The 6,586-nt window shown below is 39.2% G+C and carries 8 protein-coding genes; 2 read left to right on the top strand and 6 right to left on the bottom strand.

What is annotated here, in order from left to right; genetic code table 11:
- Window positions 1–71: 71 nt before the first annotated feature.
- From mnmC to DNK84_RS06855, 4 genes are read right to left on the bottom strand one after another with little or no spacing between them, the layout of a single operon-like run.
- Entirely contained in the window at window positions 72–2,042 is a 1,971-nt protein-coding gene (mnmC, locus tag DNK84_RS06840) for a bifunctional tRNA (5-methylaminomethyl-2-thiouridine)(34)-methyltransferase MnmC2/FAD-dependent 5-carboxymethylaminomethyl-2-thiouridine(34) oxidoreductase MnmC1 (RefSeq protein WP_162902281.1), read from the bottom strand.
- 16 nt (window positions 2,043–2,058) lie between these two features.
- Entirely contained in the window at window positions 2,059–2,478 is a 420-nt protein-coding gene (locus DNK84_RS06845; protein ID WP_235826847.1) for a hotdog fold thioesterase, read from the bottom strand.
- 4 nt (window positions 2,479–2,482) lie between these two features.
- Window positions 2,483–2,785 carry an RnfH family protein gene (locus DNK84_RS06850; protein ID WP_119343804.1) on the bottom strand — a complete coding sequence of 101 codons (303 nt, stop codon included), beginning with the start codon at window positions 2,783–2,785 and terminating at the stop codon, window positions 2,483–2,485.
- Window positions 2,782–3,225, bottom strand: a complete 444-nt coding sequence (locus DNK84_RS06855; RefSeq protein WP_119343805.1) for a type II toxin-antitoxin system RatA family toxin — start codon at window positions 3,223–3,225, stop codon at window positions 2,782–2,784. Before DNK84_RS06855 ends, DNK84_RS06850 begins: the two co-directional genes overlap by 4 nt.
- Before the next feature lie 74 nt (window positions 3,226–3,299).
- Between DNK84_RS06855 and smpB the strand changes: the two genes are divergently transcribed.
- Window positions 3,300–3,782 (top strand): SsrA-binding protein SmpB, encoded by a 483-nt coding sequence (gene smpB / locus DNK84_RS06860; RefSeq protein WP_119343806.1) that lies wholly within the window; start codon window positions 3,300–3,302, stop codon window positions 3,780–3,782.
- A gap of 3 nt (window positions 3,783–3,785) precedes the next feature.
- Window positions 3,786–4,595, top strand: coding sequence for a tRNA 2-thiocytidine(32) synthetase TtcA (gene ttcA / locus DNK84_RS06865; RefSeq protein ID WP_119343807.1), 810 nt, complete (start codon window positions 3,786–3,788; stop codon window positions 4,593–4,595).
- 121 nt (window positions 4,596–4,716) lie between these two features.
- Here the strand turns inward: ttcA and DNK84_RS06870 are convergent, their stop codons facing one another.
- Together DNK84_RS06870 and DNK84_RS14285 are read right to left on the bottom strand one after the other, a co-directional pair.
- Entirely contained in the window at window positions 4,717–6,246 is a 1,530-nt protein-coding gene (locus DNK84_RS06870) for a lytic polysaccharide monooxygenase (RefSeq protein ID WP_119343808.1), read from the bottom strand.
- A 104-nt stretch (window positions 6,247–6,350) separates the two neighbouring features.
- A partial coding sequence (locus tag DNK84_RS14285) for a hypothetical protein (protein WP_208123234.1) occupies window positions 6,351–6,586 on the bottom strand: 236 nt, incomplete at its 5' end.

The following is a 6,586-nucleotide window of genomic DNA, read 5'->3' on the forward strand; positions in this document are numbered from 1 at the left end:
TCAAAGCTTGTTGTGGTCTAATACACCTGGGCACTTTTAGCCAGGATAATCCAATGCCCTAACAGGAACTTCTAACACTTTCCCCGTTTAAAATTTCTTACCCAAAACCGAAGCGGGTGAATACCTTCAAAAACGCCACGTGGCACAGACAAATGATTTGGTGCTATTAACATCTTTGTTAAATTTCTGGCCGCAATCAAAGCTGAACACATTCCCTTTGAGCCAAACCCCGTTGATATATATAAACCAGGGGAATAATCGGTTTCATCAAGCCATTGATGCTTATAACCCTTAGCTAAAGGTGCCGCAAATTGCTTATGAAAATTCTTATAATCTGCCACAGGACCTACCAAAGGCAAGTGATCCGAGCTCACCGCTCGCATAGATACCCTGCCTGTCATAATATTATCAAAACTTACATCACCAATTGCCGCAATTTGTGCAAGGTTGCTTAAATGATCCTCCAGGCGGATATCATCGGATAAATCATTATTATCACGAAAACTTGCACCAATGATTTGCATGTTATTTGCTTGCGGTAATATATAACCCTTATCCAATAAAATGGTTTTATTATCCATACCTGGTTTAATCATCGATAACTGCCCTAATGATGGATATATGGGTATTTCTTCTAGCAAAGGCAAATTTTGCATAAGCTCAACGCCCCCGGCAATAATCACACAGTGATAGCTTTTGTCTATTTGTGTTGCTTTATGCTGAAGTGTTAATCGCCATTGCCCAGCTTCTCTATTAAGTGCAATCAGCTTATGCGCATAATAGGTATTTGTTTGATTTGCTTTGTTTAAAAAACATCGACACAAAGAAGCTGGATTCACCATCATGGCCATGGGATAATAAACCGCTTGTGTTTTGATTGTCACACCAGAGATCTTTGATGCCTTCTGCGCATCAATAAGTCGTGCGAGTTGTGATGCAAATATGCGTTTTTCAAAAATCCTTTGATAGCGGCGTTGTGCCTTATCATCGGTTAATAACTCCAACGCACCACACGCCTTGAAGTCAACTTGATCTGCATATTGATTGATAAAATGCCAGGTTGCTAAAAATCCTTGGCTGTGAAACTGATCTGAAAGGTTACCATCTGCGGTAATATAAGGCTTTAGGATACCATAAGGATTACCAGAGGCCTCATGTGCCGGTTGTCTATTTTTTTCATAAAGATCAACGCTAAATCCTGCTTTGTTAAGTGTATAAGCGATCGCACAGCCGGCAAGCCCTGCCCCAATTACGGCAATACGATCACATCTATCAGCCTTAAACTTAGGTGTTGAGAGATAAGCTTGGCAATGACTTTGTGCAGATTTATCCGCATCTGCTACCATCGCATAAATCATTTCACGCTTATACCCATAACCTTTGTCTTTTTTTACAATAAACCCCGCATTCTGCAAAGACTTTCGCACCTGGCTTGCCGCGGTAAATGTTGCCAGCGTTGTTTGGCTATGACTTAAACGGTAGATTTCCTTGAATAACTGATCGTGCCACATTTGTGGGTTTTTTGACGGGGCAAATCCATCTAAAAACCAGGCATCAACCGAAGCTTCAAGCTGACGGTAAGATTCGTAAGAATCACCAATAAGCAATGTTAATGAAACATTTTCTGATACTTGTAAATCGATAAATCCTGGATAAAAGCTTTTGGGATAATGTAAAATAAGTTGTTTAGCAAGTGTGTTTAATTCTGGCCATAAGGCCAAGGCTTTTTTAATATCCTGATAATTTAAAGGGTATTTTTCGCTACTGATATAGTGTAAACAAGCATGTTGATCGGCTGTTTGCTGCCAAAGCTGCCAGGTTGCCAGGAAATTCAGCCCCGTACCAAACCCGGTTTCAGCAATACAAAAATGTGCTCCGGCCTTAAGGTCTTTAAAACGCGCGGCTAAATTGTTGTGCTGTAAAAATATGTATTGGCTTTCTTTAAGCCCATTATCTTTAGAGAAATAAATATCATTAAACTCTGTCGAATAGGGTTCACCAGAATCCTGCCAGCTGATTGATGAGCTATTATGATTTTGCAAGTAAATCAACCTTAAATTAATGATCTTTAACCGCAAGCGTTAAACGGTTAATTGATACCAGTTTATCGGCATCATTTCTAATCTCAATTGACCATACCTGAGTCGTCTTACCAATATGAAACGGGAAAGCTTTGGCTGTTAACACACCCGATGACACCGGTCGTAGATGATTGGTATTAATATCCAATCCCACACAATACTGTTTTGTTAAATCCACGGCATAGTTAGCTGCGGTACTGCCAACGGTTTCAGCAATCACACAGGACACCCCGCCATTCATAATACCAATGGGTTGTTTATGCTTTTGTAACACTGGCATTTCCGCTAATACATAATCTTCACCCACTTCGGTGAAGGTGATATCTAAATACTCAGCCAAGGTGTTTTCTGAGCGTTTGTTTAAAACTTCAGGATTTGCTTTTGTTTTCCAAATCATTACACTATGCTCCAAATAATTTAATTCCCTGTTTTTGTCGCTTATGCTCCGCGCGAAGTCGCCTGGCATCTTTTGGGTCAATCGTTAAATCACGATAAATTTCAATGCGATCATTATCATCGACTTTATCTGATAAATCCATAATCTCACCAAAAATACCAATTTTTTGCCGATGTAAATCGATCTCAGGAAAATCCTGTAATACCCCACTTTCCTCAATTGCCTGTTTTATTGATGGGGATTTATCAAATTCAAGCCTATATTGCTTTTGCTTATCTTTGGCTGTATAAACCACACGAATAATCATGCCCCATCTCCATAAACCACTTCAGCGCGTTTACAAAAGGCATCAAGCATTGTATTGGCTAAGCTGTTAAATACGACCCCCAACGCCATGGCCAAAAGGCGATTTGAAAATTCAAACTCTAAATCTAAAGAAATTTTGCAGGCTGCACCATCTTTTAATGGCGTAAACTGCCACAAACCTGTTAAGCGCTTAAATGGCCCTTTCATTAAGCGAATCTTAATCTGTTCATCTGGCACCATCTCATTGCGTGTGCCAAAGTCAATTTTTATCCCACCTTTTGCAATTTTCAATATGGCTTCAGCCTCTGTCCTGGTGTGGTTTAAAACCTCTACAGACTGGCACATCGGCAAAAATTCCGGGTAAGCGTCGATATCATTTACAAGCGCATACATCTGATCAGCACGATATTCAATAAGTGCTGTGCGATGAATTGTTGTCATATTATTTCTCTTATCTTAGCAGTTCGTGTTAAAATCTTGGCTATTGTAACGCTAATATATAAATTTGCAAAATAATGGCTAAAACAAAAAGTAAATCAAAAGCCAACAGTCAAACGATTGCACAAAACAAAAAGGCCTTTCATGAGTACCTGATTGAAGATAGGTTTGAAGCTGGTATCGTATTAGATGGCTGGGAAATTAAAAGCATTCGAGCCGGACGTGTACAGCTGTCTGACAGTCATGTTTACATCAAAAAAGGTGAAGCCTGGCTATTTAATGCGCTTATCACCCCTTTGCATTCTGCCTCAACACATGTTGTACCTGAACCATCTGCAACAAGAAAGCTTTTGCTTAACAGGCGTGAAATCAATAAATTATTAGGCAAAGTTGAACAACAAGGCTATGCCATCGTGCCTTTGTCCATGTATTGGAAAGGCCACCGTGTCAAACTTGAAATCGCTGTTGCCAAGGGTAAAAAGTTATATGATAAGCGTCAGGCTTCCAAAGAAAAAGACTGGCAACGTGAGAAAGAACGTCTGTTTAAAAAGGCACGTTAAACCATGGCGACTCAGATAGAAAAAAAGCTTGTCTTTAACATCACCAAGGCAATTGCTGATTTTAAAATGTTGCAAAAACACGATAAGGTCATGATTTGTTTATCTGGCGGGAAAGATTCATTTAGCCTTCTTAAAATCATGCATCAATTGGTTTTAGAAGGTGTTTATGATATCGATATTCTTGCTTATACACTCGATCAAAACCAGCCTGGTTTTGATGACTCTGCGATGCGTGACTACCTTCAAACACATAATATCCCTTATATTATTGAAAAACGTGATACTTATTCGGTTGTTGTTGATAAAGTTCCAGCGAATAAAACGTATTGCTCACTTTGCTCGAGACTTCGCCGTGGCAATATCTACCGGTTTGCACGCGAAAATAACATCGATAAAATCATGCTAGGCCACCATCGTGACGATGTGATCGAGTCAGTGTTAATGTCGATGTTTTACCAGGGAAAAATAAAATCAATGCCACCGAAGCTTTTGACAGAAGATAAGCAAAACGTCGTCATACGACCACTTATCTACTGCCAGGAAAAAGATATTGAAAAATTTGCCAACCAGCAAAACTTCCCAATCATTCCATGTAATTTATGTGGCAGCCAAGCTAATTTAAAACGCCAACGCGTCAAACAATTACTAAGTGAGCTGGCAAAAGAAAACCCTAAAATACCCGTTAATATCTTTAGCGCTTTAGGCAATATCGTACCATCACACTTGATGGATGCTGATTTATTTAATCTAAGAGAATGTGATCAGATGCGCATTACGCCTGATGAAATCAATTTCGTAGCAGAAAATCAATAGCATATTTGCACTGGCTGGAAGTCACAAACGATTCACTTTTTATCACAACGTCTATATAAAGCTTCTCAACATAAATGAAGATATTCTTGAAAAAATAAGCACAAGTAACCTCAGCGGCCAATTATGTATTGATTTGACAACTAACCTTATCATTAGAGCCAGATACCACATAATAAACACTTGTTACATTATGTGCAGGAATCGGACACACAACCGCTTTTAATGTATTCCATCCATTATTCCAAGGACTCACAATTATGGGGTTCTCAGATAAGTTTCGATTACCTAAAGCATAGGTGGTGTACCATGTTCTGGCGGTAATTGATTGCGCATGTGCTGCAATATCAGATGCCTGGTAATAATTAACTGTTCCATATAAGGTTACATTTACTTTTTGGGTTGTGCTGCTACTGATTAGATTAATTATATGGCTTTCTTGCTGGGTTGGCTGGTTTTGTGCGTGATGAATAACCGTTAATGTATATTTACCGGCTGAAACATTCTCTACTGGCAGCGAAACATGTGTTGTTTCATAGGCTTTTGTATTGATGGTATATTGGCCAACCTGATCACCATCTGATCCAACAAGACTCACTGTTGTGGTAACTGGCTGATCATGGTCAGACTCGATATTAAAAGTAATCGTTGTCTTATTATTATCAACTGTGTATTCGCTGTGTAAATTGCTTATTTTTGCTAATGTCTGATCTGTACTATCTTCTGTCTTGATTTTAATCTCAGCTGTTGTATAACTACTGCTTTCATGGCGGTAAATCGTATTATTACCATAGTTTGGTGTAATCACATTATTTGCATCTTTAACACCTGCTTTAAGCACACCATTAAAATGATCATTAATCGCTTTTGCTGCATTATAAGACCAGTTTGCTGCCTGAGCCCCAGCTTCGTTATCAATTGTTATAAGTGGTGTTAACATTGAGCTTCCATCTTTTGTTAATGTCATTAATAGAACCTTATCGCCTGGGTTAAGATCAGCTGATGCCTGAATCGCGCCAATAGAGGAGGTATAATAATCAACAGGATAGGGTTGATCATCAGGAAATTGAACATCAATGAGATTGTAAAAACTATTTGTCGTATCATCCACTTTCCACACTGCCATAATGACTTGATAGCCAGTACGCTTAGGAAGCTGGCAAGTAAAAGTTAATCCACTGGAAGGCGGCTGCTGTGGTGGTTGCCAGTCAGGCGTTGGATTCGCACAAGATAAAGGTGTCGTATCAAATTCTGATAACGTTAAAGGCGCATTAGGATCCCAATCTTGTTTAGTAATGTAAAACTTAAAATAACGAGAACGATGATTTGCTGTGAACACCCAGGTTAAATCCAAACTCCCTGGAGATACCGTATGCTTATGCCAGCGATTACGTGTTTGTGCGTCAAGCTCAGAAAATCTGGAAATACCAACACTGCCCATCTTCCCATCCAATAAGCCATTGATAAATGACGCTGAAGGCGCTTCTAGAGATTGTGGCTCATAAGCAACAGCGCCACAATTTTGATTAGTGCCAAGTTTGCATAAATAAGCTCTTGATGCCGGGTTATCTATGTACCCATGTGAGAAGGCAAGCGAATAAAAACCTAGACTACTTATGACGAAATAAATTGGTTTTATTTGTCGAGTAGACATCTCTGTTTCTCCTATTTATAATTTAAATTTTAAACATAATGTGAGAAAGCATGATGCCCCTCACAGAACCGTACTTGTAGATTTCCCACATACGGCTCTTCAATTTAACTCACTGAACCTGTTAAAGTATAAAAATCATGTGTTATCCGTGGTTGCGGTAGTGGATAGCGTTCAATATATTTGTTGAACTTCTCCCAACTTAATTTCCGCTTTTGGCTTCTTCGATTTAACCATTTCTTTGCCAGCCTCTTGGCAATTGAGTAATAACTTGCGATCGCTGGGAAATTCCCGCTCACGCCATAGTATTCAAAATGCCCTCTTAGCTTAGCTTTGAGTGTTT

The sequence above is a fragment of the Facilibium subflavum genome, from assembly GCF_003574485.1.
Lineage (GTDB): Bacteria > Pseudomonadota > Gammaproteobacteria > Francisellales > Francisellaceae > Facilibium > Facilibium subflavum.

Coding starts and splice junctions, on each gene's coding strand:
- DNK84_RS06845 (WP_235826847.1), bottom strand. CDS start 2,478: ATGATTTGGAAAACAAAAGCAAATCCTGAAGTTTTAAACAAACGCTCA.
- DNK84_RS06850 (WP_119343804.1), bottom strand. CDS start 2,785: ATGATTATTCGTGTGGTTTATACAGCCAAAGATAAGCAAAAGCAATAT.
- DNK84_RS06855 (WP_119343805.1), bottom strand. CDS start 3,225: ATGACAACAATTCATCGCACAGCACTTATTGAATATCGTGCTGATCAG.
- smpB (WP_119343806.1), top strand. CDS start 3,300: ATGGCTAAAACAAAAAGTAAATCAAAAGCCAACAGTCAAACGATTGCA.
- ttcA (WP_119343807.1), top strand. CDS start 3,786: ATGGCGACTCAGATAGAAAAAAAGCTTGTCTTTAACATCACCAAGGCA.
- DNK84_RS06870 (WP_119343808.1), bottom strand. CDS start 6,246: ATGTCTACTCGACAAATAAAACCAATTTATTTCGTCATAAGTAGTCTA.